Genomic DNA, 24746 nt, shown 5'->3' with positions numbered 1-24746 from the left:
ACACCTGTACGACACCCGTCCAGCCCCGTCCCACCTGCGCAAACGCCCGTCCGCCCGGACCGTGAGGACATGACACAGCCGCCCCGCTCCGCCTTCCTGGCCGAACTGAAGGACGCCGTGACCCCGCGGGCCACCCTGCTCGTGATCGGGGTGATCGCGCTCCAGCTGCTCTTCATCACCTCCTACGTGGGCGCCCTGCACCACCCCAAGCCCACGGACATCCCCTTCGGCGTGGTGTCCCCGCAGCCGGCCCGGACGACAGCGAGCCTGAAGCAGCTGCCCGGCAGCCCCCTGGACCCCCGCGCCCTCCCGGACGAGGCGACGGCCCGCCACCGGATCCTGAACCGGGACATCGACGGCGCCCTGCTGGTCGACCCGACGGGCACCACGGACACCCTGCTGGTCGCGACGGGCGGCGGCACGGCCCTGGCCACCTCCCTCAAGACCCTCACCACCGCTCTGGAACACGCCCAGGGCCGAAGCCTGCGCACCGTGGACGTGGCCCCGGCCTCCCCCGCGGACTTCAACGGCCTCTCGTCCTTCTACCTGGTGGTCGGCTGGTGCGTGGGCGGTTATCTGTGCGCCTCGATCCTCGCGATCAGCACCGGCGCCCGCCCCACCAACCCGCACCGCGCGCTCATCAGACTCGGCGCGATGGCCCTGGTGGCGGTGGTCGGGGGCCTGGGCGGCGCGCTGATCGTGGGCCCGGTGCTGGGCGCCCTCCCGGGCGGCACCGCCGCGCTGTGGGGCCTGGGCGCGCTGATCACCTTCGCGGTGGGCGCGGCCACCCTCGCCCTCCAGGGACTCTTCGGCATCATCGGCATCGGGCTGGCGATCCTGCTGATCGTCATCCTGGGCAACCCGAGCGCGGGCGGCGCCTTCCCGCTGCCGCTGCTGCCCCCGTTCTGGCAGGCGATCGGCCCGGCGCTGCCGCCGGGCGCGGGCACCTGGGCGGCCCGCTCGATCGCCTACTTCCGGGGCAACGCGCTCGCCGACGCACTCCTGGTGCTGTCGGCATGGGCGGTCGCCGGCGTCGCGGTGACCCTCCTGGCAGCGGTCGTCCACGCACGGCGGGAAGGGGACGTGACAGGGAGCGTCCGCCCACAGCGGCCGGCGGAAACACCGGCGAGCAGCCGACACGACGGAGCCCCCGCACGTCGGACCGACAGCGGGGGCTCCGGAACACACGATCAGGGAAGCGTGACCCCGTAGTAGTTCAGCGCCTCGGTGACCGGCTGGAAGAACGTCGTCCCACCGGAGGTGCAGTCACCGCTGCCGCCGGAGGTCAGCCCATAGGCGACCGTACCCGCGTACAGCGGACCACCGCTGTCCCCGCCCTCGGCGCAGACGGTGGTCTGGATCAGCCCGGAGACGACGTCCCCGCTGCCGTAGTTGACGGTGGCGTTCAGCGCGGTGACCCGCCCGCTGTGCGTGCCCGTGGTGGACCCGCGCCGGTACACGGTCTGCCCCACGCTGGGCGTGGCCGCACTGGTGATGGACTGGCTGCCCACCGCACTCGGGTGCGAGATCGAGCTGTTGGTGTACCGCACCAGCGCGAAGTCGTTGCCCGGGAAGCTGTAGTCGACGTTGGTGCCCAGCACCGTGGTGTGACCGGAGTTGGAGTACCAGGTGGACGCCACCTGGCCACAGTGCCCGGCGGTGAGGAAGTAGTAGGTGCTGCCGCTGTGCACGTTGAAGCCGAGCGAGCACCGGTACTGTCCGCCGTAGATGGCGTCCCCGCCGCTGATCAGCTTGTTGAACGTGCCCGGGGTGTGCTTGATGGTGAGCGCGTCGGCACCGGCGCCCGCCTGCCGCTTGATCTTGGCGATCTCGGCCTGGGAGACGGTGCTGTCGACGGTGACGACGACACGGTGGGTCGTGCTGTCCACCGCCCATGCCGTGCCGGGTACGTCGGCCTGCCGGACGGCGTCGCTCGCCCTGGTGAGCTGGGTGGCGCTGAACGTGTGGGCGTCACTTGCGTTCGCGGTGGGGGCGGCGAACGCCGCGGCGGCCAGGAAACCGGTGGCCACGGCGACCAGCCGGGTCCGTCTTGCGGTGCCACCGCGGGGAGTGGTGCGCTTGATCCTCACTTTTCGTTCCCTCCAAGGGAAGTCGGGGGCCCGTGTGGGGTTCGGGGGCCCGTGAGGCGCAGCCAGGAACCGGCTCGGATTCCGAACACCCATGCCCCTGACAAGCGCTGAGGGGGAGTATTCGGCCGAACGGCCGGTAGGCACAAGAGCGCCTTTCGGCCGTTGGACTTTAAACCCCCTTTACGCAGGCACCCCTGACATCAGCTCGGCTCCCGCTCATTTCCCCTGTGTCTTCCCGCCGCCGACGCCTCCCGGGAATGTCCGGAAGTCGACCCTCCGGATACCCGGCCCGGTCAGACGAGGAGGTCCTTGTAGTAGAAGCTGGCCTTCTTGTCGGTCTGGCTGGTGCTTTCCTCGGAGCCGAAGCCGAGGAAGAGACGGGCGGCGGAGGGGTTGGCGGTGTCCGGGATCTGGATGGCGAGGCCTTCGGGTTCGCGGTAGAAGAGGCTTTCGCCGGCGTTGGACAGCCGCCGTTCGTAGACGGCGCCGGTGTTCCAGTCGATCGAGGTGACGTAGGTGTTGCTGCTGCTGGTGCGGTTGCCGCTGCTGTCGTAGGTGTAGGCGGTGCCGTCGATGGTGTAGAGGTACTGGCCCATCGAGGTGTAGCCCTGGAAGGTCGGGCCGGTGAGGACCGAGGGCTGGGTGAGGGTGGCCAGCGGGGTGAAGGTGCCGGCCTTGAAGCCCGCCAGGTCGCACAGGCTGTACTTCCAGGTGGTGCCGTTCACGCGGTAGCGGTGGGCGATGCGGCTGGTGAAGGGGTCGATGGCGACGGTGTTGTGGTCGGAGCCGGGGACCGGGGTGTAGCGGGTGACCTGCTGTGAGGTGGGCAGCAGGACGGCGCCGTTGGCGAACTTGAACCGGGCGATGGTGGTGCCGTAGCCGGTGCTCTGGCTGTCGGGCACGGAGTCGGTCTCGGTGTACAGGTAGGCGCTGTTGCCGGAGGGCTCGACGCCGACGGAACGCTGTGGCACATGGCCGTGGAACCGTACGGCCCGGAGATCTCCGTCCCGGCCCTCGGGCCGAACACCCCGAACCTCACCCTCGGGGAGATCGCCGCTATCGCGGAGAAGAGGGGTGTTTCCCTGGAACAGTGCGAGCCGTTCGCCGCGGGTGAGGTCTGGTGGCGGATGAACTCCTCGAAGACCGTGCTCAGCTTCGGCGAGGACGGATTCCTGGAGGCGGCACACCATTCGGATCCGGCGCTCGCCACCCCCGCCTGACCCGGCGCACCGAAAGACCGTGACCCCGCTCAGCAACCGTCGCAGGGACAGCAGCAGTCGCAGCTGTCGCAGCCGCAGCCGTTGCAGTCACCGCCGCAGCCGGAACAGCCGTCGCAGTCGCAGTCCTGGCAGCACCCTTCCCGCTTCTTCCGGGACCAGGGGCCCTCGTACTCGGAGGCGCAGCACATCTGGCAGGTGCAGCACAGCACCAGGAACATGCCGCAGCCGGGCAGGAAGCCACGCGGCTTCGGGGGCTGGTGGACCGGGGGGCCGAACGCCCGGTCCACCGAGCGCCGCAGCTCGTGCGCGAGGAGCAGATGGGCGAGCCGGGCGTCGCTGAACTCGGCCTCCGCAAGCGCGAGCCGGATGCCGTGCAGGGCGTCGTCGGCGAGCCGGCGGGCCTCGGCGCGGGAGGTGCCGGTGGCGGTGAGCGGGTTCCAGGCACCCGACGCGGCATCGGCCTGCTGGTCCTCGACGGCGTCCAGCAGATGCGCGAGGCGCCCGAAGAGCCGCCCCACCTCCGCGAGCGGCTCGGCGTTGCCGGGCCGTCCGGCGAGCACCGCCGTGTGCGCGAAGGCGGCCGCCGTCGCCGTCTCGGTCGGCTCGGTGACCGTCAGGATCGGGGTGCCGGGCCCGGCCAGGGTCTCGATGCCGAGCTGCCGGTCGACGGCCTCGACCAGGACGCCGGTGTCGAAGCCGACCGCCGCCCCGCTGTGCGCGCCGGCCCGGCCCCAGCCCGCGGCGACCCGGCGGGCGGCGGCGGCCATGGGCCGGCGGGCCAGCAGCCCGTCCCGGTCGGCGACATGGTCGCGTACCTTCGCCGCGGCGAGCACCAGGGACACGGCGGCGGCGAGCCGCGCGCCCTCGCCCTGTGCGACGGACGCGGTCCGCATCCCGCGCAGCGCGCACGGTCCGGCCGTACGGCGTGCGCCGTCGGCGCGGCCGGCCTGAGCCTCCGTCAGGACCGATATGAGCAGCCCGTCGTAATTGGTCGCGACACGCGCGAACTGTCCGTGGTCGTGGCGCAGCGCGAGGCAGAGCCCGCACAAGTGCGCCATCCACTCGGCCTTGAGGCGCTCACCGAGCCGATGAGCGCAAGGTCTGACTATTCCGAACACACCGATCCCCCGTATCCGGCACGATGTTGACGTTCACCCGTACGCACCGTGCATCACCCGTCCGCCGTCGACGATCATATTTCACTCACAGTCAGCAGCCGTATGGGTCGCGCCCCTTGGGGCACAAGGACTCTCGACGGATCCGCTGTGCACCAGTACCGTCACAAACCCCCCGCGCGGCGTCTATCCACTTGGCGCGCCGTCCGCATCATGGATGACCATAGGGGTGCGGAAAGCAAGAAAGACCGCTGTGAGAGGAGGCGTCCATGGGATCGGTACGCAAGGCGAGTGCGTGGCTCGGCCTCGTCGACGACAACGATGACGAGCGCTACTACGACGACGACTACTCCGAGGGCACCGAGTCCGGGTCCCAGGACGCCTGGGTCACGGACCCCCGGGTGAAGGTGGCCACGGACACGGCCGAGGACAAGGGCCGCCGGATCGCGACGGTCACCCCGGACAGCTTCCGGGACGCCCGGGCGATCGGTGAGCTGTTCCGGGACGGGGTCCCGGTCATCATGAACCTGACCAACATGGAGCCGGGCGACGCCAAGCGGGTCGTGGACTTCGCGGCGGGGCTCATCTTCGGCCTGCGCGGCTCCATCGACCGGGTGTCGAACCGGGTGTTCCTGCTGACCCCGGCCGACACGGAGATCATCAGCGGTGAGGCCTCGGCACACCGCTCCGACGGCTTCTTCAACCAGAGCTGAGGCAGGGCCGCATCCCGGCCCTGCCCCACCCGGGGGCTCACCGGAAGGCGTCGAGCCCGGTGAGCGCCTTGCCCAGCACGAGCTGGTGCATCTCGACGGTGCCCTCGTAGGTGAGCACCGACTCCAGATTGGTCGCGTGCCGCATCACGGGGTATTCGAGGGAGATCCCGTTGGCACCGAGGATGGTCCGCGCGGTACGGCAGATCTCGATCGCCTCGCGGACGTTGTTGAGCTTGCCGAAGCTGACCTGCTCGGGACGCAGGCGGCCGGCGTCCATCCGCCGCCCCAGATGATGGGCGAGCAGGATCCCCTTGTGCAGTTCGACCGCCATGTCGGCGAGCTTGGCCTGGGTGAGCTGGAAGCCGCCGATGGGCCGCCCGAACTGCTCCCGGGTCTTCGCGTACTCCACGGCCGCCTCGAAGGAGCTGCGCGCGGCACCCATCGCCCCCCAGACGATGCCGTAACGGGCGTGCGACAGACAGCTGAGCGGCCCGCGCAGACCGGTGACCTCGGGGAGCACGGCGGTGCCGGGCAGCCGGACGCCGTCGAGGACGAGTTCACTGGTGACGGAGGCGCGCAGGGACCACTTGTGCTTGATCTCGGGCGCCGAGAAGCCCGGACTGTCGGTCGGTACGACGAACCCGCGGATGCCCTCCTCGGTCTGCGCCCAGACGACGGCCACCCCGGCGACCGATCCGTTGGTGATCCACATCTTGCGCCCGTTGAGCACCCAGTCGTCGCCGTCGCGCTTGGCATGGGTGCGCATCGAGGCGGGGTCGGAGCCGTGGTCGGGCTCGGTCAGCCCGAAGCAGCCGATCACCTCGCCGGCGGCCATGCGCGGCAGCCACTGCTGCTTCTGCTCCTCGCTGCCGAAGCGGTGGATCGCGTACATCGCGAGCGAGCCCTGGACGGAGACCAGGGAGCGGATGCCGGAGTCGGCGGCCTCCAGCTCCAGGCAGGCGAGGCCGTACTGGACAGCGCTGGCGCCCGCGCAGCCGTACCCGGTGAGGGACATGCCGAGGGCGCCGATGGAGCCGAGTTCGCGGGCGAGGTCCCGGATCACGGGCAGCTCGCCCCGCTCGTACCAGTCGGCGACGTACGGCAGCACCCGGTCGGCCGCCCAGTCGCGGACCGTGTCCCGGATCGCCAGATCCTCCGGTTCGAGGAGGTCGTCGATCCCGAGCGGGTCGGCGGGATCGAAGGGGGGCAACTTCGCGGACGCGGACATGGGGCACCCTCCGGCACGATAAACTAGCAGCGCTAGTTACATTGTGCCGCCGACGTTACGGTGCAGTGTCCCGCACGTCCAGTACACCGGCCGTCAGACCGAGACCCGGGACTCCACCCGGGAGGACTCCACCCGGGCGGGCGCCATGTCCCGCGGCGCGGGCAGCTCCACCACGGCCGGCTGCTCCTGCTCCGGTTCCGCGCACTGCATGACCCGCGGCAGCCGCAGTGCGAGCACCGCGCCGAGCAGCAGCAGTCCCGCGCTCACCAGCAGCGTCACATGCAGCCCGTGCACGAAGGAGTCGCGGGCCGCCCGGTGCAGCGCGGCCCCGGTGGACCCGCCGAGGCGTCCGGCGATGTCGTAGGCCTCGCCGAGCGAGTGCCCGGCCGCGGCCGAGGCGTGCGGGGGCACCCCGGGCACCGACCGCAGGCCGGGTGCGTAGGCCGCGTTCATCACGCTGCCCAGCAGCGCGATGCCGATACCGGCGCCGAGCTGGTACGACGTCTCGCCGACCGCCGCCGCGCCGCCGGCCTGGTCGGCCGGGGACTCGCTGAGCATCGACTCGTAGGCGCCGAAGAGCGTGGTCTCCAGGCCGAAGCCGAGCAGCACGAAGGCGGACAGCAGCAGCGGCGCGTTGTCGGTGCCGCCCATCGCGGTCAGGGTCAGCACCGCGGCGGCCGTCAGACAGAAGCCGAGGCTGACCATCCGGCGCGGCCCGAAGCGGCGCAGCATCCGCGCCCCCGCGAGACCGGCCGCCATCGCGGCGACGGTCAGCGGCAGCAGCCTGAGGCCCGTCCGCAGCGGGGACAGCCCGAGCACCAGTTGCAGATACTGGGCGGCGATCAGCTCCAGGCCGACCAGCGCGAGCATCGCCAGCACGATGCAGCCCACCGAGGTGCTGAACGCCGGCCGGCCGAACATCCGCAGGTCCACCAGGGGGTGCGGCAGCCGGCGCTGCCGGCGCACGAAGAGCACCAGGAGGGCCGCGCCGACGAGCAGGGGCAGCACGGTGAACGGGCCTGCCACGGCCTCGCCGCCGCCCAGCCGCTTCACGCCGAGGACGACACCGAAGAGGCCGGCCGCCGCCATCAGCGCGCCGGTCACGTCCCAGGGACCGGCGCCGTCACCGCGGGACTCGGGCAGCAGGATCCGGCCGACCGGCAGGCTGACCAGCATCAGCGGGATGTTGACCAGGAAGACCGAGCCCCACCAGAAGTGTTCGACGAGGAACCCGCCGAGCAGCGGGCCCACGGCCGCGCCGACGGCGGCCACCGCGCTCCAGATGCCGATGGCGAGCGCGCGCTCGCGCCGGTCGGGGAAGACCTGGCGGAGGATGGACAGGGTCGCGGGCATGATCATCGCGCCGCCGACGCCGAGCAGCGCGCGGGCCAGGATCAGGGTCTCGGCCGAGGGCGCGAACGCGGCCACGGCGGAGGCGACGCCGAAGAGGGCGTACCCGAGCAGCAGGATCCGTCTGCGCCCGACCCGGTCGCCGAGAGTGCCGAAGAGGATCAGCAGCGAGGCGCAGACCAGCGGGTAGACGTCGACGATCCAGAGCAGTTCTATGGCGCCGGGCCTGAGGTCCTCGCTGACGGCGGGGACCGCCACGTGCAGCACGGTCGCGTCCAGCGCGACGAGCAGCAGGCTGACACAGAGGACGACGAGGACGACCCAGCGGTTGGCACCGGCCCCGGCCGCCCGACGATGCCGCCGGACGGCGGCCGTGGTCGTCCCGGACATGTACGTACCTCCCAGATGCTCCCCGCGCGTGGGGCGGACGGCGGGGTGGGGACTCCCTGCCGTACGGCCGGAGAGGAGCGGTGCGGTGTCTCCGGCCCACGTGAACCCTCGCGGGTGACTCGTCAGCGTACGCGAGTTCGCCGCGCGTTCACGTGGTGGACCTCTCACACGCGCGACGGAACCCGTGTGGCGTACGCCATACCCACCCCTCTTGACCAGGACCCGGCGACCGGTCCGGTCCCCGGCCCGGTCGATAATCGAGTCCGTGACCGATCTTGAAACGCGCGTGGTCCCGCCCCGCGCCCCCCTGCCGCGCCGGGCCCTCCCCGCCCTCCTGGGCTATGCGGCGGTCCGCGCCCTGGGGGTGCTCGTGCTGGCGGTCTGGAGCGCCGCGCGCGGCAAGAGCGCGTACACGCTGCTGACCGCGCGCTGGGACTCGCTCTGGTACGTGCGGGTCGCCCAGCTGGGCTACGGCTACCAGGTGCGGCTGCCGAACGGGGACGTCCACTCCGACCTGGCGTTCTTCCCGCTGCTGCCCTGGCTGGAGCGGCTGGGGCACGCGGTGGCGCCGGTGTCGTACGCGGACGCCGGCTTCACCGTCAGCCTGCTCGCGTCGCTGGCCGCGGCGGCGGGGATCTTCGCGGTCGCCGAGCGGGTGTACGGCTCCCGGGTGGGGGTCTGCGCCGTCCTGCTGTGGGCGGTGCTGCCGGTCGGGATCGTGCAGTCGATGGCGTACAGCGAGTCACTGTTCACGGCGCTGGCGGCGTGGGCGCTGTACGCGGTGCTGACCGGACGCTGGCTGAGCGCTGGTGTGCTGGCGGCCCTGGCGGGGCTGACCCGGCCGGTTGGCCTGGCGGTGGTCGCGGCCGTGTGGGCGGCGGGTGCCGTCTCGTTCGTGCACGAGCGAAGCGCGGAGCGCACGCCGGGCGCGTACGACGGTGCCCACGCCCCACGATGGCGCCGGGCGCTCGGCATGCTGATCGCCCCGCTCGGGGCCGCCGGATATGTGCTGTGGGTCGGACAGCACACCGGCAAGGGACCGCTCGGATATCTGGACGTCCAGGCCGGCTGGCGCAACGGCTTCGACGGCGGTTACGCCTTCGCCCGCTTCCTGGCCGCCAAGCTCACGTCCTTTCCGGCCGCGCTCGCCGGCGCCGGTCTGATCATCGGCGTGGCCCTGCTGCTCTGGCTGTACCTCACCGGCGTACGCCGGCGGCAGCCCGTCGCACTGCTCGTGTACACGGGTGTGGTGCTCGCCCTCGCCCTGTGCGCGTCGAGCTACTTCGGCTCCAAGCCCCGGCTGCTGATGCCGGCCTTCCCGGTGCTGCTGCCGCTCGCCGAGGCCCTCGCCCGGCTGCGCACCTCCCGATCCGCCCTGGTCATCGGGGGGTTGGCGGTGGCGACGGCGGCCTACGGGGCGTTCTGGCTGAACGGCTCCGGCCCACCATGATCCACTTTGTGGGCCCGATGACACCGCGGAGAATTGCGCACCAGGATCCGGTTAACGCATTCATAAGCGCGATATAAACAACACCCGGCATGATCAAAGGAATTGCGGCCGACCAGCTCACCGGATTACGGAATCCAGGGAATTCTCCGCACCCTTGAGAGGTTTCCCACATCACATCGTCATCACAAAGCCGCTGTTTCGTCCGGGAACACAGCTCACTCGCTGTAACGTCGATTGGGTGCGTACCGAACGAAACCTCACCCGGCGTCTGGACCGGGTGTTCGCCAGACTCGACCGTGAGCCGGAACGACCGGCCCACATCGATGTGCCGAGGATGAGCCGGCACCGGGTCGTGCTGTTCTCGGCGACCCTGGCGTTCTACCTGGCGATCATCTGGGCCGTGGTGACCACCTCCTGGCTGGTCCGGCTCGACTGGCAGGTCATGTTCTTCCGGCCGTACCAGCAGTGGCCGCAGATCCACGCCTTCCTCGACTACTACGTGGTGCTCGGCCAGCGCGGCCCGACCGCCGTGATGGTCGCGGCCTGGCTCGGCTGGCGCTCCTGGCGGCAGCACACGCTCCGCCCGCTGCTGAGCCTGGCCGCCTCGCTGCTGCTGCTGAACATGACGGTCGGCGCCGCCAAGTACGGGATGGGGCGGCTCGGTCCGCACTACGCGACCGTCATCGGCTCGAACGAGATGGGCATGGGCGGCGATATATTCCCCAGCGGCCACACCGCCAACGCGGTGGTGACCTGGGGCATCCTGGCGTATCTGGCCTCCACCCCGCGCGCCCGCCGCTGGCTGTCGGCACTGTCCGCGGTCACCGCGCTCGGCGTCGGCCTCACCACCGTCTACCTCGGTACGCACTGGCTGAGCGATGTGCTCCTCGGCTGGGCCGCGGGTCTGCTGATCCTGCTCGCGCTGCCCTGGCTGGAGCCGCTGATCTCCATGGTGGAGCGGTTCGTCTTCTTCGTGCGCGACCAGATCCGCGACCGGATCCGCGCCCGGCTCCGCCGTCCCGCCCCCGAACCGGTCGTCCCGGTCACCCCGGTGGTGGTCAAGCCGCGCGCCACCCCCGCCGAGCAGCCGGCGCCGGCCCGCGAGCCGGTCTCCACCACCAGGGCCTCGCGTGGCCTGGCGCATCTGGCCCCCGGCCCGCACACCAGCCGTGCGGAGCGCACCCCGGTCACCCCGGTGGGCAGCCGCCGCCCGCCGCACGCCGACCGCCACCCCCGCGGCACCACCCAGCCGGCCCGCCCGTGACGGCGGCCTGACGGCCGCAGCAGCGCAGTCCGGTACGCACACACCGCACCCCGCGCCCCCCAGGGGCGCGGGGAACTGCGCGAGAAGCCCGCTCAGCCCTTCCAGGCCCGCACCACCAGCCCCTCCCGCACCTCGAAGTTCAGCCGCCCCACCCGGTACTCCAGGGTGATGACCGTGCCCGGCGCCAGCGCCCGCACCGTCGACCACCCCCGCTCCCGGGCGAGCCGCTCCGCCTCTCCGGCGTCGAGGCCGACGTACCCGTCGGGACTGTCCTGGGGCTCCGCGGACGGAGTGGGAATCGATGCCATACCGCCAACCTAGGCCGCGACCGGCGGTGGCGGAAGCCGAGCCCGCGGGTAAGAGGAGCATCAGAAACCCGTCACACTTGTGTCACAGCTTGCCGACACGCGTTTCCGCCGAACTCCGTCACACGTACGAGGGTTTCCGTACCGCCCACCGGCGCAATCCAGCCGAATTCACGCCTGCCGCGGAGCCATCCCGAATTGGCCCGAGGAAAGCCGCACGGGCATGGTTCGGACGGGCTCCGCGGCGTGATTCCCCGCGCAATCCGCTCCTCTGCCGGGCGAGCTGACACCGCATAGGGAATTCACGGATCGAGCACACGGGCGGCGGCCGCCGAACGCGCACGCGCCCCGCGCGCCGCCGGTGCGGGCGGGGCGCAGGGCGCGGGGCGCGGGGCGCGTCGGCCGGTCAGAGGGCCAGGCGCTGGCCGGGCACGATCAGGTTCGGGTCGTCCCCGATGACGGCCCTGTTGGCGGCGTAGAGACGCTGCCAGCTGGTGCCGTGCCGGGCGGCGATGGCGCTCAGCGTGTCGCCCTCGCGGACCGTGTAGTCGCCGCGGGACGCGCCGCGGTTGATGTGCCCGGACGGGCGTTCGGGTGCCGCGCGCCAGGTGTGTTCCTGGGCGTGGGACTTCGTCGGCACGCTCTGCCGCGGGGCCGAGTGGTGGGTGGTGGCCGTACCGGAGGAACCGGTGGTCTCGGCCGCCGGGGCGGCGCCGGAGGCACCGGCGCGGCCGGAGCAGACCGGCCAGGCGCCCCAGCCCTGGGACTGCTGGACCCTGGTGGCGACGGCGATCTGCGCGCTTCTCGAGGCCTGGTCGGCCGTCGGGGCGTAGGCGGTGCCGCCGTACGCGCGCCAGGTGCCGGCGGAGAACTGGAGCCCGCCGTAGTAGCCGTTGCCGGTGTTGATGTGCCAGTTGCCGCCGCTCTCGCACTGGGCGATGCGGTCCCACACCCCGTTGTCCGCCGCGGCGGCGTTGCCGGTCGCGGCCAGCAGCCCCAGCGGGGCCAGCAGCGCGGCTCCGGCGAGCGCGGCCGTCGTACGGCCCTTGCGGGCGCCCTCGACGCGGGCGGTGCTACGGGTGGTATCGGCACACTCGGACATGTAATTCCCTCTCCACGAACCCGGGTTCCCCCCAGGCGGAGCGCGCCTTGCCACGCATGACCGTGGTTCGCCGCGCCCGCCCCGTCCACCGCGGCCGTACCTGGCGGTCGTGCTCTGCCTGGTGCCGGCCGGCGGACGTACCCGAGCGGTGCTCGTTGCACACGGCGGAGGAATGTAGGGAGGTTGAGCGGCTGTCATCAACCAACACCCCGTCCGTCCAGGCCAGTTGGGCGTTACCGCGGGTATCGGCGATTTTCGGCCACCCACTTCATCCCCTCTTTTTATGATTTGTCGACCACGCGCCGAAGCCACCTGTGACCCACTTCACCCGTTCAAGTTCCTTGACGACACGAAGAGTTGACGCTGTGTGCCGAAACTCTTACCTACAGCGATCACCGGCGAGGGCTGAGGGGAACCCGATCCGTGTCGAGCGTGACTCCCACCACAGGACGCCCGTTGTCATCTTCATGAGCCCGGAACCCCGGGGCTCATCGGCCGGGAGCCACCCGGCCGACCCAGCACGCATCCCGAGGGAGCCACCCGTGCCGCGCATGCTCGACGTCAGTGACGCCGTACGCGCCGAGATCGGCGACGAAGAAGCCGACCGGCTGCTCGCCGGAGAGAACGCCCCGGGCAGTTACGACTGCACGTCCTGTCGCACCCCGGGCGACTCCGAACAGGAGCGCACCAGCACCGTCCTCTTCGTCGGCGAGGAGACCGCCGTCCTCGCCTTCGCCCACGCCGGCTGCCTGCCCTCGCAGGTCGTCCAGGTCACCGAGGAGCAACTCCAGGGCGCCGTCCGCTCCATCGGCGGCGACACCACCCACAGCGAGCCCGAGAAGGCCGTGCCCGAGCAGGCCGTACTCGGCGTGACCAGCGGTCTGGTGCTGATCGAGGGCGAGCTGCACCCCGCGCTCGTCGTCGAGCCGACCTCGGCCATCGTGCGCCCCGGCTCCAGCGCGACCGGTGACGACTTCCTTCCGCTCCTCATCGAGCAGGGCTTCATGCCGGTGACCGAACTGGCCACCGTGCCGCCGGTGCTGCACGGCTGGTCGGTGCTGCTGGCCGTGGGCCAGCTGCACGCCGTCCTCCAACCGGGCCAGAACGGCGGCCAGCCGGTCGCCTGGTGGCAGGCGCACCAGCCGCTCCAGGTCGCCGACAACTGGCGGGCGGCCGCCAACAAGCACCAGCAGGTGCTGATGTTCGCGGCGCCGGTCGGGGCGATCGGCCGGCAGCCGCGGGAGGACCTGCTGCGGGCCGCTCTGGACAAGGCGGCGGCGCAGGGGAAGCTGGTGGCGGCGGCGCTGCCGCTCGCGGGCACCTGAGTCGCGCCCACCCGGGTAGCCGTATCTCTTCCCGGGCGCTGTCGTTTGGACATACGTGCACGCATACGACACTTCTCCCCGGCTCTCCTTCTCCTCCGTCCCGTCCGCCCGGATGGCTCACGAGCCTTCCGGGGGGCCGTCGGCCACGCCGATCTACGACTCGCTCTACGCGGAGTGGGTCAAGACCTTCCGGACGCTGCCGGGGGACCGCAGCGGCGAGGAGGGGCTGAGGTTCAGCGCCTTCGGGACCCTCCCGGACGCCCTGGGCTCCTACGGCGGCCACCGGGCGGGGTCGTTCAGCAGCTCGTACAGCGCCTACAGCGCCGGGGCCTACAGCGCCCGCCAGCAGTCCCAGTCGCAGTGGCAGCGGGTCGGCACGGTCGGACGGCAACAGCAGCACGACACCGGGATGCACTACGTCCCGGCCCCGGCGCTGCCGCCGGGTCCGCGCCGGGGCGTGTGACCGAGGTACGGCGAAGGGCGCCCCCTGGAGACCAGGGGGCGCCCTTCCTGCCGTTTGCGACTACTTCTTCTTCTGGCCGCGCTTCTCGCGCACCCGCACCGAGATGTGGATCGGGGTGCCCTCGAAGCCGAACTCCTCGCGCAGCCGGCGCTCGATGAAGCGCCGGTAGCCCGCCTCGATGAAGCCGGAGGCGAAGAGCACGAACCGCGGGGGCTTGGTGCCGGCCTGGGTGCCGAACAGGATGCGCGGCTGCTTGCCGCCCCGGATCGGGTGCGGGTGGGCCGAGACCAGCTCGCCGAGGAAGGCGTTGAGGCGGCCGGTGGGGACGCGGGTCTCCCAGCCGGCGAGGGCGGTCTCGATCGCCGGGACCAGCTTCTCCATGTGGCGGCCGGTGCGGGCCGAGACGTTCACCCGCGGGGCCCAGGTGACCTGGCCCAGCTCGGTCTCGATCTCCCGCTCCAGGTAGTAGCGGCGCTCCTCGTCGAGGGTGTCCCACTTGTTGTAGGCGATGACCAGGGCGCGGCCCGCCTCGACGGCCATGGTGATGATCCGCTGGTCCTGCACGGAGATGTTCTCGGAGGCGTCGATCAGGACGACCGCGACCTCGGCCTTCTCCACGGCGGCGGCGGTGCGCAGGGAGGCGTAGTAGTCGGCGCCCTGCTGGAGGTGGACGCGCTTGCGGATACCGGCGGTGTCCACGAACTTCCAGGTCTTGCCGCCGAGTTCGATGATCTCGTCCACCGGGTCACGGGTGGTGCCCGCCAGCTCGTTGACGACGACCCGCTCCTCGCCGGCCACCTTGTTGAGCAGGGAGGACTTGCCGACGTTCGGGCGGCCGATGAGGGCGATACGGCGCGGGCCGCCGAGCGCGGTGCCGAAGGACTGCTCGGGCGCGTCCGGCAGCACCTCCAGGACGGCGTCGAGCATGTCGCCGGTGCCGCGGCCGTGCAGGGCCGAGACCGGGTGGGGCTCGCCGAGGCCCAGGTTCCACAGGTAGGCGGCGTCGGCCTCGCCGCTCGGGCCGTCGACCTTGTTGGCGCACAGCACGACCGGCTTGCCGGCCTTGCGCAGCAGCCGTACGACCGCCTCGTCGGTGTCGGTGGCGCCGACCTTGGCGTCCACCACGAAGACGACCGCGTCGGCCGCCTCGATGGCGTACTCGGCCTGGGCGGCGACGGAGGCGTCGATGCCGAGGACGTCCTGCTCCCAGCCGCCGGTGTCGACCACCTTGAAGCGGCGGCCGGCCCACTCGGCCTCGTAGGTGACACGGTCCCGGGTGACGCCCGGCCGGTCCTCGACCACCGCCTCACGGCGGCCGATCATCCGGTTGACCAGGGTCGACTTGCCGACATTGGGGCGGCCGACGACGGCGAGCACGGGCAGCGGACCGTGGCCCGCCGCCTCGATGGCGCCCTCGACGTCCTCGATGTCGAAGCCCTCTTCCGCGGCGAGCTCCATGAACTCCGCGTACTCGGCGTCGCCGAGAGCCCCGTGCTCGTACTCGTGCGAGCCCTCGGGCTGGATGTCGTCGTTCATGAAGTCCGTACCTCGTTCGTTCGTGGTGATCGGTGGACCGGCCCGGGGAGCTGATCCACTACTCAAGTGTCGCCTAGCGCCCGGTCAGGCGCCTGGCGTTTTCCAGGTGGCCGGTGAGCTGCTTCTGGATGCGCTCGGTCGCCTCGTCCAGGGCCTTGCGGGTGCGCCGTCCGCTGCCGTCGCCCGCCTCGAAGGGGTCGCCGAAGACGACGTCGACGCGGGAGCGCAGCGGGGGCAGCCCCTTCATCAACCGTCCGCGCCGCTCGGAGCTTCCCAGGACGGCGACGGGCACGATCGGCGCCCCGCCGCGCACCGCGAAGTAGGCGAGCCCGGCGCGCAGCGAGGCGAAGTCGCCCTCGCCCCGGGTGCCCTCCGGGAAGATGCCCAGCACTCCCCCGGCCTGGAGCACGCCCAGGGCCTGGGAGATCGCGGTGCGGTCGGCGGCGGCGCGGTCCACCTTCAGCTGGCCGATGCCGGTCAGGAAGGGGTCCAGCGGGCCGACGAAGGCTTCCTTCTTGATCAGGAAGTGCGTGGGCCGGGGCGCCACGCCCATGACCATCGGTCCGTCGATGTTGTGGGAGTGGTTCACCGCGAAGATCAACGGGCCGGTGGCCGGCACCTTCCAGGCACCGAACACCCGCGGCTTCCACAGGCCGTACATCAGGCCGACGCCGATGCGCCGCCCGACCTCGGCGCCCCGCTCGGACGGAACGCTCACTTCCCGGCCCGCTTCTCCTCGACCAGGGTGACGACGCACTCGATGACCTGGGCGAGGGTGAGCTCGGTGGTGTCCACCTCGACCGCGTCGTCGGCCTTGGCCAGCGGCGAGGTCTTGCGGCTGGAGTCGGCCGCGTCCCGCTTGATCAGGGCCTCGCGGGTGGCGTGCAGGTCGGCGCCCTTCAGCTCACCGCTGCGGCGGGCGGCGCGGGCCTCCGCGGAGGCGGTGAGGAAGATCTTGAGGTCGGCGTCGGGCAGCACCGTCGTACCGATGTCGCGGCCCTCGACCACGATGCCGTGCTCCGCGGAGGCGGCCAGGGAGCGCTGGAGCTCGGTGATCCGGGTGCGCACCTCGGGCACCGCGCTGACCGCGCTCACCTTGGAGGTGACCTCCTGGGTGCGGATCGGGCCGGACACGTCGACGCCGTCGACCGTGATGGTCGGGGCGGCCGGGTCGGTGCCGGAGACGATCTCCGGCTTGCCTGCGACGGCCGCGATGGCGGTCGGGTCCTCCAGGTCGATGCCGTTGGTCACCATCCACCAGGTGATCGCCCGGTACTGGGCGCCGGTGTCCAGGTAGCTCAGGCCGAGCTGCGCGGCCACGGCCTTCGACGTGCTCGACTTGCCCGTGCCGGAGGGACCGTCGATGGCGACGATCACGGGCTTGGCGGTCGGGGCGGCGCCGTTTTCCACGGGTGGGCACCTTCCTGGTGAAGGGTGGTGGGCGGGGTGCGGGACGCGAGGGCGCCCCGCACAAGGTTACTGGGTCCGGGTGACCCGAACGGACGCCCGCCTCCCGGGCCCGGGCCGCCTACTGCCGCAGCGCCCAGCCCCGCTCCCGCAGCGCGGTGGCCAGCGCCTGGGCCGCCGCCGGCTCGACCGACAGCTGGACCAGACCGGCCTGCTGCCCGGTGGCGTGCTCGATGCGGACGTCCTCGATGTTGACGCCGGCCCGTCCCGCGTCCGCGAAGATGCGGGCCAGCTGGCCGGGCTGGTCGTCGATGAGCACGACGACGGTCTCGTACGCCCGCGGCGCGCTGCCGTGCTTGCCGGGTACCCGGACCTGGCCCGCGTTCCCGCGGCGCAGCACGTCCTCGATGCCGGTGCTGCCCACGCGCCGCTTGTCCTCGTCGGAGGATTGCAGGGCGCGCAGCGCCTGGACGGTCTCGTCCAGGTCGGAGGCGACGTCGGCGAGCAGGTCGGCGACCGGGCCGGGGTTGGCGGAGAGGATGTCGATCCACATGCGCGGGTCGGACGCGGCGATCCGGGTCACGTCCCGGATGCCCTGCCCGCACAGCCGTACGGCCGACTCCTCGGCGTGCTCCAGGCGGGCGGCGACCAGGCTGGAGACCAGGTGGGGCATGTGAGAGACCAGCGCCACCGCGCGGTCGTGGGCGTCGGCGTCCATGACGACCGGTACCGCCCGGCAGTGCGAGACCAGTTCGAGGGCGAGGTTCAGCACCTCGGTGTCGGTGTCCCGGGTCGGGGTGAGCACCCAGGGGCGGCCCTCGAAGAGGTCGCCGGTGGCGGCCAGCGGGCCGGACTTCTCCCGGCCGGACATGGGGTGGGTGCCGATGTAGGCGGTGAGGTCGAGGCCCATCGCCTCCAGCTCCCGGCGCGGGCCGCCCTTGACGCTGGCCACGTCGAGGTAGCCGCGGGCGACGCCCCGGCGCATGGCGTCGGCGAGGACCTGGGCGACGTGGGCGGGCGGGGCGGCGACGACCGCCAGGTCGACGGGGCCGTCGGGGGCCTGGTCGGTGCCGGCGCCGAGCGCGGCCGCGGTGCGGGCCTGCTCGGGGTCGTGGTCGGCGAGATGGACGACGACGCCGCGCTGGGCGAGGGCCAGGGCGGCGGAGGTGCCGATCAGGCCGGTTCCGATGACGAGGGCGGTTCTCACTGGGCGATGTCCTTGCGCAGGGCGGCCGCGGCGCCGAGGTAGACGTGGGCGATGTCGGCGCGGGGCCGGTCCGACTCGATGTGGGCGAGGACCCGGACGACGCGGGGCATGGCGCCCTGGACGTCGAGTTCCTGGGCGCAGATCAGCGGGACGTCGACGATGCCGAGCTTGCGGGCGGCGGCGGCCGGGAAGTCGCTGTGCAGGTCGGGGGTGGCCGTGAACCAGATGCTGATCAGGTCGTCGGCGGTCAGTCCGTTCCGCTCCAGGATGGCGGTGAGCAGGGCTCCGACCTGCTCGTCCATGTGTCCGGCCTCGTCCCGCTCGAGTTGGACGGCCCCGCGGACCGCTCGTACCGCCACGGCGCTGCTCCTCGCTGCGATGCGTATGGGTTCTTGGTCCGTCCAGCGTAGTCAGCCCGCGCTGGCCGGGCGTCCGCCGCCCGACCGCTGAGACGATACGAAGGTCCATTTTCGACCGGTTTGTTACGCCTGTATGGAGTGGTGACATGACGCAGAGTGCGACACGGCGCACGGTTCTGGCGACAGGGGCGGCGGCGCTCGCGGTGGGCTGCACGGGATGCGGCGGGAACACCGACTCGTCCGCCGCGCCGCCCGCGGCCTCGGGCGGCCAGAAGAGCGGACCGACGCTGGCGCGGACCAGCGAGATCCCGGAGGGCGGCGGCAAGATCTTCAAGGACCGCAAGGTGGTGGTCACCCAGCCGTCGAAGGGCCGCTTCAAGGCGTTCTCGGCGGTCTGCACCCATATGGGCTGCACGGTGGCCCAGGTCACGAACGGCACGATCGTGTGCCCGTGCCACGGCAGCAAGTACCGCATCGCCGACGGCTCGGTGGTCCAGGGGCCCGCGACCGAGCCGCTCCCCAAGGAGTCGATCAGGGTGGAGGGAAATTCGATCCACCTGGCGTGAGGGGCCCGCGTACGCTCCGGGCATGCAGCCGGAGAACCCCGAGGACCTGGTGCGGGAGCACACGATCTACGCCTGTGTCATGGGCTCGCGGGCGTTCGGCCTGGCGACGGAGGCGAGCGACACCGACCGGCGGGGCGTGTTCCTCGCCCCCACTCCCCTGTTCTGGCGGTTCGACAAGCCGCCGACCCATGTGGAGGGGCCGGGCGAGGAGCAGTTCTCCTGGGAGCTGGAGCGGTTCTGCGAGCTGGCGCTGCGCGGCAACCCGAACATCCTGGAGTGCCTGCACTCCCCGCTGGTGGAGCACGTGGACGCCACCGGCCGGGAGCTGCTGGCGCTGCGCGGCGCCTTCCTGTCCCGCCGGGCCCACGACACCTTCACCCGGTACGCCCTCGGCCAGCGCCGCAAGCTGGACGCCGACGTGCGCACGACCGGCGCCCCGCGCTGGAAGCACGCGATGCATCTGCTGCGCCTGCTGCTCAGCGCCCGGGATCTGCTGCGCACCGGCGAGCTGCGGATCGATGTCGGGGACCGGCGCGAGTCGCTGCTGGCGGTGAAGCGGGGCGAGGTGCCGTGGGCGGAGGTCGAGAGGCGGATGGCCCGGCTGGCGGCCGAGACCGAGGAGGCCCTGCGCGGCACCCCGCTGCCGGCGGAGCCGGACCACGCGCGCGTGGCCGACTTCCTGTTCCGGGTGCGCCGGGAGTCAGCCCGCGAGGCGCAGGCGGACCACGAAGTCGTGCAGGGCGTCGTGGGCGGTGGGCGCGTCCGGCAGGGCTGAGGCGGTCTGGGCGGTGTCGAGCACGGTGTGCAGCCGCTCCACGTCCGCCTCCACGCGCGCGCGGTCGACCACGGCCGTGCCGTGCTCGCGTTCCCGCTTGGCGGCTATCAGCTCGGGCAGATAGCCGGGAGCGTCCAGCTCGTCCAGGAGCGTGGGCAGATGGGCCTGGATCTCGCCGCTGCGCATCAGGTGGATACCGGTGAGCAGCACCCGGAACGTGTAGAGCAGCGGCTTGAGTTCGCCGGTCTTCTCGAACAGCCGCCACTGGGTCACCGCGAAGCCGCGGTAGTGGTGGGCGTGGTGGCTGGTGAGGACGCCGGGTGCCAGGGCGGCCAGCTCGCGGTGGGCGTCGCCGGTGTGGACGACGAGGGGCGAGAGCAGCTGCTCCAGCACATAGCCGTTGCGGCGGAGCATGAGCCGTACGAACTTGCGCAGGTCGTGGGTGACGAGGTCCAGTTCGTGGCCGTAGCGCACCCAGGCCCGGGAGCGGGTCTCCTCCGGCTCGCGCAGCCCCACCAGGTCCGCGGCGGGCAGCAGATGGACGCCGCGCAGGTCCACGTCGGAGTCCTGCGAGGGAAAGCCGTACAGATGGGCTCCGGAGACGGTCGCGAACAGCAGCGGGTCGGGCTGTTCGGCGACCACGGGCGCAAGGTCGATGTCGAGGTCGTCGATCATGGGATCAAGCGTCCCAGAGCGCTCCCATGGTCAACAGGTCGCCCCGGTGTTCGATCCGCCCGGTCCAGTCGGCCGGCCAGGCGTCCGCGCCCAGCCAGGCGCCCGCGAAGGCGCCGGTGAGGCAGGCGATGGAGTCGGAGTCGCCGGCGGTGCAGGCGGCCCGGCGCAGGGCGGTGACGGGCTCGTCGGGGAAGAGCAGGAAGCACAGCAGTCCGGTGGCGAGCGCCTCCTCGGCGATCCAGCCCTCGCCGGTGGCCAGGCACGGGTCGGTCTCCGGGGAGACGGTCCGCACGGCCTGCTGGAGCCGGTCGAGGATCGCCAGGCACTCGTCCCAGCCGCGCGCGGCGAAGTGCTCGGGGGTGGGGTCCTGGGAGCGGGTCCACAGGTCGCCGAGCCAGGTGTGGTCGTAGTGGGTGCGGTGGTCGAGCGCGTAGGAGCGCAGGCGTCCGACGAGCCCGGTCGGGTCGGTGCCCTGCGCGAGCAGGTGGACGGCGTGCGCGGTGAGGTCGGAGGCGGCCAGCGCGGTGGGGTGGCCGTGGGTGAGCGCGGCCTGCAACTGGGCGGCGCCCGAGCGCTGGTGGGCGTCGAGGCCGGGGGCGAGGCCGATGGGGGCGACGCGCATGTTGGCGCCGCAGCCCTTGGAGCCGAGCCGGCTGGCGTCCTGCCAGGGGCGGCCCTCCTCCTTGAGGAGGCTGCACGCCGTGAGGCAGGTGTTGCCCGGGGCCCGGTTGTTCTCCGGCGAGTGGTACCAGTCCAGGAACTCCTCGCGCAGCGGACGCTCCAGCCGCTTCGGCGCGAGATAGCCCCGCTCCATGGCCGTGGTGAGCGCGCGCCCGAGGGCGAGGGTCATCTGCGTGTCGTCGGAGACCAGGGCCCGGGCCGGCAGCTCCATCCGCCGCCAGGGCCCCCAGGTGGCGAGGATCGAGGGCACGTCACGGAACTCGGTCGGGTAGCCGAGGGCGTCCCCCAGGGCGAGGCCGAGCAGTGCTCCGGTTGCGGCTTGTTTCGACACGTGGTTCACCATCCCCTTTATCGTCACTCTGACAATAAAGGGGATGGTGAACCACCGCAAGCCGCTCTAGAGATCGACTTCCTTCATCAGCATGCCGACCTCGGTGTTGGACAGCCGGCGCAGCCAGCCCGACTTCTGGTCGCCGAGGGTGATCGGCCCGAAGGCGGTGCGCACCAGCTTCTCGACGGGGAAGCCCGCCTCCGCCAGCATCCGGCGCACGATGTGCTTGCGGCCCTCGTGCAGGACCACCTCGACCAGGTAGTTCTTGCCGGTCTGCTCGACCACCCGGAAGTGGTCCGCGCGCGCGTAGCCGTCCTCCAGCTGGATGCCGTCCTTCAGACGCTTGCCGAGGTCCCGCGGGATCGGACCGACGATGGCCGCCAGGTAGGTCTTCTTCACGCCGTACTTCGGGTGCGTGAGGCGGTGCGCCAGCTCGCCGTGGTTGGTGAGCAGGATGACGCCCTCGGTCTCGGTGTCCAGCCGGCCGACGTGGAAGAGCCGGGTCTCCCGGTTGGTGACGTAGTCACCGAGGCACTGCCGGCCCTCGGGGTCCTCCATGGTGGAGACGACACCGGCGGGCTTGTTCAGCGAGAAGAACTGGTACGACTGCGTCGCGACCGTCAGCCCGTCGACCTTGACCTCGTCCTTCTCCGGGTCGACGCGGCGGCCCTGCTCGGTCACGATCTCGCCGTTGATCTCGACCCGGGCCTGGTCGATCAGCTCCTCGCAGGCGCGCCGGGAGCCGTAGCCCGCGCGCGCGAGGACCTTCTGGAGCCGCTCGCCCTCCTGCTCGGCGCCCGGGAAGGTCTTGGGCAGCTTGACGTCCTTCTTGCCCGCGTACCGCTCCCGGTTGCGCTCCTCGGCGCGCGCCTCGTACTCACGGGAGGTCGCCGGGACCGAACGGCCGCGCCCCGTGCCCTGGCCCTGCTTGGGGCCGCCCTTGGCGCCGCCGCGCGCCGAGGCGCCGCGCCCCGACTTCGGGCCGTCCTGGGTGGCGCCGGGGCCCACGTCGTAGCGTCGCTCCTCCGGGCGGGGCTTCTTCGGCCGGCCGCCCTGCTTGTCGTCGCGGTTGTTACCGGCGCCGCGGAAATTACCGCGGCCACCGCTGCTCCCGCCGCGGCCGCCGCTGTTGCCACCACGGCTCCCGCCGTTGTTTCCGCTGCTGTTCCTGCCGCTGCTGCTTCGCATCAAAGTTCCGTCTTGTCGTCTGCGTCCTCGGAATCCGGAGCGTCCGGATCGAACGACGGAACCCCTTCCAGTGTCTCGGCCTCGATCGCCGCCGCCTCCGGGAGGAAGGGCGCGAGCTCCGGAAGCTCGTCCAGGCCGCGCAGGCCCATCCGCTCCAGGAAGTAGTTCGTCGTCCTGTACAGGATCGCACCTGTTTCGGGTTCCGCGCCCGCCTCCTCGACCAGACCGCGCTGGAGCAGGGTGCGCATCACACCGTCGCAGTTGACTCCGCGCACGGCGGAGACCCGGCTGCGGCTGACCGGCTGGCGGTAGGCGACCACCGCGAGGGTCTCCAGCGCCGCCTGGGTGAGCCGGGCGGTCTGGCCGTCCAGGACCAGCTTCTCCACGGCCGGGGCGTACTCCGCGCGCGTGTAGAAACGCCAGCCTCCGGCGACGTACCGCAGCTCGAAGCCGCGGCCCTGCGCGGTGTACTCGTCGGCCAGCTCCCGCAGCGCGTCGGCGACCTGGCGCCTCGGCCGCTCCAGGATCCGCGCCAGGTGCTCCTCGGTCGCGGGTTCGTCCACGACCATGAGGACCGCTTCCAGGGCCGGCCTGAGGTCCAGCCCGGCGACCGCGCGCAGCCCGGCCGGGACGTCGGTGGTCTCGCTCACGGCTTCCTCTCCTTCCCGGCGGCCCCGGCGACCTCCCGTGGGCCGGTGGCCTCCCGCGGGCCGCCGGAAGCGTCCTGGGGCTCCTTGGGCGGCCTGTCGAACTCGTCGGTGACCATCGGGGCGGTGTCGCCGTCCCCGCCCGTCCAGCGCACGGTCAGCTCCCCGAGCGCGGCCTCCTGCTCCAGCGCCACGGCCTTCTCCCGGTACAGCTCCAGCAGGGCGAGGAACCGCGCCACGACCGTCAGCGTGTCCTCGGTGTCCGCGATCAGCTCGCGGAAGCCCGCCTCGCCCAGCTCGCGCAGCCGGGCCACCACGATTTGGGCCTGCTCCTGCACGCTGACCAGCGGGGCGTGGATGTGGTCGACGTAGACCTGCGGTCGGGGCCTGGGCTGCATCGCCTTGACGGCGAGCTTCGCGAAGCCCTCGGGGCCGATGCTGATGACCACCTCGGGCAGCAGCTCGGCGTGCTCGGGTTCGAGACCGACGGTACGGGGGTATCGCCGGGCCTCGTCCTCGATGCGGGCGTTGAAGATGTCGGCGATCTGTTTGTACGCGCGGTACTGCAACAGCCGCGCGAACAGCAGGTCCCGGGCCTCCAGCAGGGCGAGGTCGGCCTCGTCCTCCACCTCGGCGGCGGGCAGCAGCCGGGCCGCCTTCAGATCCAGCAGCGTGGCCGCCACCACGAGGAACTCGGTCGTCTGGTCCAGGTCCCAGTCCGGCCCCATGGCCCGGATGTGCGCCATGAACTCGTCGGTGACCTTGGACAGGGCGACCTCGGTGACGTCCAGCTTGTGCTTGGAGATCAACTGGAGGAGCAGGTCGAAAGGCCCCTCGAAGTTGGCAAGCCGAACCTTGAAAACCCCGTCCCGGGCCTCCTCGGACGCGGCGGCTTCTCCGGCCGCGGCCGACTCTCCGGATGCGCCCGACTCCCCCCGCGCGGCGGCTCCTCCGGCCGCGGCCGGGACTCCGGGTACGAGCGGCTCTCCGGGCACGACCGCTTCTTCGGGCGACGTCGACCGCCCCGGCACAACCGGCTCCTCCGGCAGGACCAGCTCTCCGGCCGCGGCCGAGCCCTCCAGCGCGGCGGGCTCTCCGGACGCGGGCGAGGAATCCGGCGCGACAGCTTCACCGGACGCCACCGGCACTCCGGGCACGACCACTTCTTCGGGCGCCGTCGACCACCCGGGCACAACCGGCTCCTCCGGCAGGACCAGCTCTCCGGCCGCGGCCGACCCCTCCGGCGCGGCGGGTTCTCCGGACACGGGCGAGGAATCCGGCGCGACAGCTTCACCGGACGCCACCGGCACTCCGGGCACGACCACTTCTTCGGGCGCCGTCGACCACCCGGGCACAACC

The 24746-nt window shown here is 72.0% G+C and carries 26 protein-coding genes; 9 read left to right on the top strand and 17 right to left on the bottom strand.

Annotated elements, in window-relative coordinates; genetic code table 11:
• The first annotated feature begins 69 nt into the window (after window positions 1-69).
• A complete protein-coding gene (locus ACZ5CZ_RS02310; protein WP_468938463.1) occupies window positions 70-1212 on the top strand; it encodes an ABC-2 transporter permease in 1143 nt (380 codons plus the stop codon).
• Here ACZ5CZ_RS02310 and ACZ5CZ_RS02305 read toward each other — a convergent pair.
• Together ACZ5CZ_RS02305 and ACZ5CZ_RS02300 are read right to left on the bottom strand one after the other, a co-directional pair.
• The gene (locus ACZ5CZ_RS02305) at window positions 1191-2090 is read right to left on the bottom strand and encodes a S1 family peptidase (protein ID WP_385846538.1); all 900 of its coding nucleotides are present in this window, start codon (window positions 2088-2090) and stop codon (window positions 1191-1193) included. The two genes, ACZ5CZ_RS02310 and ACZ5CZ_RS02305, sit on opposite strands and share 22 nt — an antisense overlap.
• Window positions 2091-2383: 293 nt before the next feature.
• On the bottom strand, window positions 2384-3061 hold the full coding sequence (locus ACZ5CZ_RS02300; protein ID WP_468938460.1) for a teichoic acid biosynthesis protein C: 678 nt from the start codon (window positions 3059-3061) through the stop codon (window positions 2384-2386).
• Between ACZ5CZ_RS02300 and ACZ5CZ_RS02295 the strand changes: the two genes are divergently transcribed.
• Window positions 3062-3310 carry a hypothetical protein gene (locus tag ACZ5CZ_RS02295; protein ID WP_385846536.1) on the top strand — a complete coding sequence of 83 codons (249 nt, stop codon included), beginning with the start codon at window positions 3062-3064 and terminating at the stop codon, window positions 3308-3310.
• A gap of 29 nt (window positions 3311-3339) precedes the next feature.
• Here the strand turns inward: ACZ5CZ_RS02295 and ACZ5CZ_RS02290 are convergent, their stop codons facing one another.
• The gene (locus ACZ5CZ_RS02290) at window positions 3340-4428 is read right to left on the bottom strand and encodes a DUF5685 family protein (protein WP_468938457.1); all 1089 of its coding nucleotides are present in this window, start codon (window positions 4426-4428) and stop codon (window positions 3340-3342) included.
• A gap of 266 nt (window positions 4429-4694) precedes the next feature.
• Here ACZ5CZ_RS02290 and ACZ5CZ_RS02285 point away from each other — a divergent pair, with 266 nt between their 5' ends.
• Complete coding sequence (locus ACZ5CZ_RS02285) at window positions 4695-5138, top strand: cell division protein SepF (RefSeq protein WP_385846534.1); 444 nt, start codon at window positions 4695-4697, stop codon at window positions 5136-5138.
• 37 nt (window positions 5139-5175) lie between these two features.
• Here the strand turns inward: ACZ5CZ_RS02285 and ACZ5CZ_RS02280 are convergent, their stop codons facing one another.
• Window positions 5176-6366 (bottom strand): acyl-CoA dehydrogenase family protein, encoded by a 1191-nt coding sequence (locus tag ACZ5CZ_RS02280; RefSeq protein ID WP_468938453.1) that lies wholly within the window; start codon window positions 6364-6366, stop codon window positions 5176-5178.
• A 93-nt stretch (window positions 6367-6459) separates the two neighbouring features.
• Window positions 6460-8106, bottom strand: a complete 1647-nt coding sequence (locus ACZ5CZ_RS02275; protein ID WP_385846532.1) for an MFS transporter — start codon at window positions 8104-8106, stop codon at window positions 6460-6462.
• Between the two features lie 265 nt (window positions 8107-8371).
• Here ACZ5CZ_RS02275 and ACZ5CZ_RS02270 point away from each other — a divergent pair, with 265 nt between their 5' ends.
• Together ACZ5CZ_RS02270 and ACZ5CZ_RS02265 are read left to right on the top strand one after the other, a co-directional pair.
• The gene (locus ACZ5CZ_RS02270) at window positions 8372-9556 is read left to right on the top strand and encodes a glycosyltransferase family 39 protein (protein WP_468938451.1); all 1185 of its coding nucleotides are present in this window, start codon (window positions 8372-8374) and stop codon (window positions 9554-9556) included.
• Window positions 9557-9794: 238 nt separating this feature from the next.
• The gene (locus ACZ5CZ_RS02265; protein WP_385846529.1) at window positions 9795-10820 is read left to right on the top strand and encodes a phosphatase PAP2 family protein; all 1026 of its coding nucleotides are present in this window, start codon (window positions 9795-9797) and stop codon (window positions 10818-10820) included.
• 92 nt (window positions 10821-10912) lie between these two features.
• On the opposite strand, the gene ACZ5CZ_RS02260 is transcribed toward ACZ5CZ_RS02265, so the two are convergent.
• The gene (locus ACZ5CZ_RS02260; protein WP_385846527.1) at window positions 10913-11128 is read right to left on the bottom strand and encodes an I78 family peptidase inhibitor; all 216 of its coding nucleotides are present in this window, start codon (window positions 11126-11128) and stop codon (window positions 10913-10915) included.
• A gap of 403 nt (window positions 11129-11531) precedes the next feature.
• Window positions 11532-12227 (bottom strand): LysM peptidoglycan-binding domain-containing protein, encoded by a 696-nt coding sequence (locus ACZ5CZ_RS02255; protein WP_385846526.1) that lies wholly within the window; start codon window positions 12225-12227, stop codon window positions 11532-11534.
• 542 nt (window positions 12228-12769) lie between these two features.
• Between ACZ5CZ_RS02255 and ACZ5CZ_RS02250 the strand changes: the two genes are divergently transcribed.
• Window positions 12770-13552, top strand: a complete 783-nt coding sequence (locus ACZ5CZ_RS02250) for a hypothetical protein (protein ID WP_385846524.1) — start codon at window positions 12770-12772, stop codon at window positions 13550-13552.
• A 55-nt stretch (window positions 13553-13607) separates the two neighbouring features.
• The gene (locus tag ACZ5CZ_RS02245) at window positions 13608-14015 is read left to right on the top strand and encodes a hypothetical protein (protein WP_385846523.1); all 408 of its coding nucleotides are present in this window, start codon (window positions 13608-13610) and stop codon (window positions 14013-14015) included.
• A 60-nt stretch (window positions 14016-14075) separates the two neighbouring features.
• Here the strand turns inward: ACZ5CZ_RS02245 and der are convergent, their stop codons facing one another.
• The 5 genes from der to aroH all read right to left on the bottom strand — a co-directional run bounded on the left by der (window position 14076) and on the right by aroH (window position 18524).
• Window positions 14076-15551 carry a ribosome biogenesis GTPase Der gene (gene der, locus ACZ5CZ_RS02240; RefSeq protein WP_385846522.1) on the bottom strand — a complete coding sequence of 492 codons (1476 nt, stop codon included), beginning with the start codon at window positions 15549-15551 and terminating at the stop codon, window positions 14076-14078.
• A 73-nt stretch (window positions 15552-15624) separates the two neighbouring features.
• Window positions 15625-16308 (bottom strand): lysophospholipid acyltransferase family protein, encoded by a 684-nt coding sequence (locus ACZ5CZ_RS02235; RefSeq protein ID WP_468938444.1) that lies wholly within the window; start codon window positions 16306-16308, stop codon window positions 15625-15627.
• Window positions 16266-16961 carry a (d)CMP kinase gene (gene cmk, locus ACZ5CZ_RS02230; RefSeq protein WP_385846519.1) on the bottom strand — a complete coding sequence of 232 codons (696 nt, stop codon included), beginning with the start codon at window positions 16959-16961 and terminating at the stop codon, window positions 16266-16268. Before cmk ends, ACZ5CZ_RS02235 begins: the two co-directional genes overlap by 43 nt.
• 118 nt (window positions 16962-17079) lie before the next feature.
• Window positions 17080-18165: a prephenate dehydrogenase gene (locus ACZ5CZ_RS02225; RefSeq protein WP_385846518.1), complete on the bottom strand. Its 1086-nt coding sequence runs from the start codon at window positions 18163-18165 to the stop codon at window positions 17080-17082.
• Window positions 18162-18524, bottom strand: a complete 363-nt coding sequence (gene aroH / locus ACZ5CZ_RS02220) for a chorismate mutase (RefSeq protein ID WP_385846517.1) — start codon at window positions 18522-18524, stop codon at window positions 18162-18164. The genes ACZ5CZ_RS02225 and aroH overlap by 4 nt, the downstream gene beginning before the upstream one ends.
• Window positions 18525-18670: 146 nt before the next feature.
• On the opposite strand from aroH, the gene ACZ5CZ_RS02215 reads away from it, so the two are divergent.
• Together ACZ5CZ_RS02215 and ACZ5CZ_RS02210 are read left to right on the top strand one after the other, a co-directional pair.
• Window positions 18671-19090, top strand: a complete 420-nt coding sequence (locus tag ACZ5CZ_RS02215) for a Rieske (2Fe-2S) protein (RefSeq protein WP_385846515.1) — start codon at window positions 18671-18673, stop codon at window positions 19088-19090.
• A 22-nt stretch (window positions 19091-19112) separates the two neighbouring features.
• Complete coding sequence (locus ACZ5CZ_RS02210; RefSeq protein WP_468938439.1) at window positions 19113-19865, top strand: nucleotidyltransferase domain-containing protein; 753 nt, start codon at window positions 19113-19115, stop codon at window positions 19863-19865.
• On the opposite strand, the gene ACZ5CZ_RS02205 is transcribed toward ACZ5CZ_RS02210, so the two are convergent.
• From ACZ5CZ_RS02205 to ACZ5CZ_RS02185, 5 genes are read right to left on the bottom strand one after another with little or no spacing between them, the layout of a single operon-like run.
• The gene (locus tag ACZ5CZ_RS02205; protein WP_385846513.1) at window positions 19791-20540 is read right to left on the bottom strand and encodes a nucleotidyltransferase domain-containing protein; all 750 of its coding nucleotides are present in this window, start codon (window positions 20538-20540) and stop codon (window positions 19791-19793) included. The two genes, ACZ5CZ_RS02210 and ACZ5CZ_RS02205, sit on opposite strands and share 75 nt — an antisense overlap.
• Before the next feature lie 4 nt (window positions 20541-20544).
• Window positions 20545-21564 carry an ADP-ribosylglycohydrolase family protein gene (locus ACZ5CZ_RS02200; protein WP_468938435.1) on the bottom strand — a complete coding sequence of 340 codons (1020 nt, stop codon included), beginning with the start codon at window positions 21562-21564 and terminating at the stop codon, window positions 20545-20547.
• Between the two features lie 54 nt (window positions 21565-21618).
• The gene (locus ACZ5CZ_RS02195; RefSeq protein ID WP_385846511.1) at window positions 21619-22740 is read right to left on the bottom strand and encodes a pseudouridine synthase; all 1122 of its coding nucleotides are present in this window, start codon (window positions 22738-22740) and stop codon (window positions 21619-21621) included.
• The gene (gene scpB, locus ACZ5CZ_RS02190) at window positions 22740-23390 is read right to left on the bottom strand and encodes an SMC-Scp complex subunit ScpB (protein WP_468938432.1); all 651 of its coding nucleotides are present in this window, start codon (window positions 23388-23390) and stop codon (window positions 22740-22742) included. The genes ACZ5CZ_RS02195 and scpB overlap by 1 nt, the downstream gene beginning before the upstream one ends.
• The gene (locus ACZ5CZ_RS02185; RefSeq protein ID WP_468938429.1) at window positions 23387-24652 is read right to left on the bottom strand and encodes a segregation and condensation protein A; all 1266 of its coding nucleotides are present in this window, start codon (window positions 24650-24652) and stop codon (window positions 23387-23389) included. Before ACZ5CZ_RS02185 ends, scpB begins: the two co-directional genes overlap by 4 nt.
• Window positions 24653-24746: the final 94 nt, after the last annotated feature.

It is taken from the genome of Streptomyces sp. NPDC031418, assembly GCF_055581605.1.
The sequence above is the reverse complement of the archived record's forward strand: the minus strand, read 5'-3'. Positions and strand labels throughout refer to the sequence as shown.

Coding starts and splice junctions, on each gene's coding strand:
- ACZ5CZ_RS02310 (WP_468938463.1), top strand. CDS start 70: ATGACACAGCCGCCCCGCTCCGCCTTCCTGGCCGAACTGAAGGACGCC.
- ACZ5CZ_RS02295 (WP_385846536.1), top strand. CDS start 3,062: ATGGCCGTGGAACCGTACGGCCCGGAGATCTCCGTCCCGGCCCTCGGG.
- ACZ5CZ_RS02285 (WP_385846534.1), top strand. CDS start 4,695: ATGGGATCGGTACGCAAGGCGAGTGCGTGGCTCGGCCTCGTCGACGAC.
- ACZ5CZ_RS02280 (WP_468938453.1), bottom strand. CDS start 6,366: ATGTCCGCGTCCGCGAAGTTGCCCCCCTTCGATCCCGCCGACCCGCTC.
- ACZ5CZ_RS02275 (WP_385846532.1), bottom strand. CDS start 8,106: ATGTCCGGGACGACCACGGCCGCCGTCCGGCGGCATCGTCGGGCGGCC.
- ACZ5CZ_RS02260 (WP_385846527.1), bottom strand. CDS start 11,128: ATGGCATCGATTCCCACTCCGTCCGCGGAGCCCCAGGACAGTCCCGAC.
- ACZ5CZ_RS02255 (WP_385846526.1), bottom strand. CDS start 12,227: ATGTCCGAGTGTGCCGATACCACCCGTAGCACCGCCCGCGTCGAGGGC.
- der (WP_385846522.1), bottom strand. CDS start 15,551: ATGAACGACGACATCCAGCCCGAGGGCTCGCACGAGTACGAGCACGGG.
- ACZ5CZ_RS02215 (WP_385846515.1), top strand. CDS start 18,671: ATGACGCAGAGTGCGACACGGCGCACGGTTCTGGCGACAGGGGCGGCG.
- ACZ5CZ_RS02210 (WP_468938439.1), top strand. CDS start 19,113: ATGCAGCCGGAGAACCCCGAGGACCTGGTGCGGGAGCACACGATCTAC.
- ACZ5CZ_RS02205 (WP_385846513.1), bottom strand. CDS start 20,540: ATGATCGACGACCTCGACATCGACCTTGCGCCCGTGGTCGCCGAACAG.
- ACZ5CZ_RS02200 (WP_468938435.1), bottom strand. CDS start 21,564: ATGGTGAACCACGTGTCGAAACAAGCCGCAACCGGAGCACTGCTCGGC.
- ACZ5CZ_RS02195 (WP_385846511.1), bottom strand. CDS start 22,740: ATGCGAAGCAGCAGCGGCAGGAACAGCAGCGGAAACAACGGCGGGAGC.